2 protein-coding genes are annotated in these 1,591 nt (G+C 53.0%); both read right to left on the bottom strand.

What is annotated here, in order from left to right; genetic code table 11:
* The coding region (locus D6783_03055; GenBank protein ID RME53053.1) for a restriction endonuclease subunit S at positions 1 to 552 on the bottom strand (552 nt) is incomplete at its 3' end.
* A partial coding sequence (locus D6783_03050) for a hypothetical protein (GenBank protein RME53052.1) occupies positions 546 to 1,591 on the bottom strand: 1,046 nt, incomplete at its 5' end. The genes D6783_03055 and D6783_03050, both read right to left, overlap by 7 nt.

Here is a 1,591-nt window from a genome sequence, read left to right as displayed (position 1 = left end):
GCGCTTCTTTTCGATCAGCCCATCCAGCGCCTCCAGCAGCCCATCCACGTCCGACAACACGCGGGCTATGGCGCGCTGCTCGGAAAGGGGGGGAAGGGGAAGCCAATACCGTGAAATTTGCGGTGCTGTCAACTGGGGTACCCCCGTGCTTTCAATGGCAAAGTGGGCAAACGTATTTAGATATGCGCTAAAGAACTTTCCTTCTAATTCAGATTTAGGTTGCAAAGCCAACAATCTGCCTATAGGGGTAAAAGGTGTGTCACGGTAAAAGGCTACTCCAAGCGTGCCACGTGCAGTTACTGTAATAGAACCCGCTTCACATTGGGGAGAGGTTGTGAACCCATAAAGACCTTGGTTTTCTAGCCCATTTGCATATATAGGAAATGGATACTGCTCACTACGTTCAAAACTAGAATTATGTGGGGTAAAATCCCCGCCCGCTTTGATATGAAACAGATCCCCGATAGTGGAAATTCCCCACTCCTCCGGGATCACCCCCACTTCGGTCTTTTTGTAACCAGGCGGTATGTGCGTGTCTTTGATTTTTACCATGACAGTCCCATCGTTTTGAGGTGTTGGTGTACGGTTTCGGTGAGGCGGGCCACTTCCTGCTCCAACCCGGGGAGGGGGCGGGCGTAGCGCTCGTGCAGCTCGTGCAGGCGGGCTGCCAGGAGGGCGGCGATGGAGTCGGTGCGGGCGTGCAGGGCTTTTTCGAGGGCGGCGCGCCACTTGTCTTCGATCACCAGTGCTTTGATGTCGTCTTCGCTCAGGCGGGCGTACTGGTGGAGCACGGCGCGGTCAAGACTGGCTTGTGCATCTTTGATCTCCTTCTCGGTTTCGTTCAGGCGCTTCAGCAGTTGGTGATAAGTTCTGAGCACCTGCACTTCCTGCACTTCCGTACTTTCCGAATATTGGTTGATCAGCGAAGCCACTGCTTGGGCAAATTCCGTCTCTGCCTGCTGCAAGCGGGGTTTCGCTCGTTCCACATTGCTGCTTGCGTCAATGAATGTTTGCAGGGCTATTCGCTCAGGGCTGTCGGGATCTTTCAATTGATTCAACCGCTTGTTGACGTTGGTCTTTGTAACATTTCCCCGTTTCCCTCGCAACGGTGCAAAAAATGGGAGGTATTCCGGTTTTTCTGCGAGGGAGTCCAGCCTTTCTGTTGCTTCTGCAAAAGCACGTCTTGCCTCCTGCACTTTGGTGTATGCTTCAGGCTTCAACACCTTTACCATAATCGTTTCGTATTCCTTCAGTCTTTCCTCCACGTCCGCTATTTTGGCTTTTTTGCCTTCCTCGCGAATCTCGGACAGAGGCGCCTCTTCGTCCCCACCGTGTTGCTCCTCCAACTCTTCCAACTTTTGCTGCAATGCTTCTGCTTTTTGTTGCTTGCTTTCGATGGCTTGCAGTTGTGAAGCGAAAAAGTGCGTGGCAACCAGGTTTGGCTGCAGCAGGTCCATTTTGTATTTGGCTCCTTTTTGCTTCGAGCCGATAATCAGGTCGGGCGTTTCCTTGATCTTGCGCTGCTTGTCTTCGATGACGCCACGGGGCTGAGCGGCTTCGGTCCAGCCATCGGCGGCGATGAGATAGACGT

Source organism: Candidatus Woesearchaeota archaeon (genome assembly GCA_003694805.1).
Classification (GTDB): domain Archaea; phylum Nanobdellota; class Nanobdellia; order Woesearchaeales; family J110; genus J110.
This window is presented reverse-complemented; position numbering and strand designations above follow the sequence as displayed.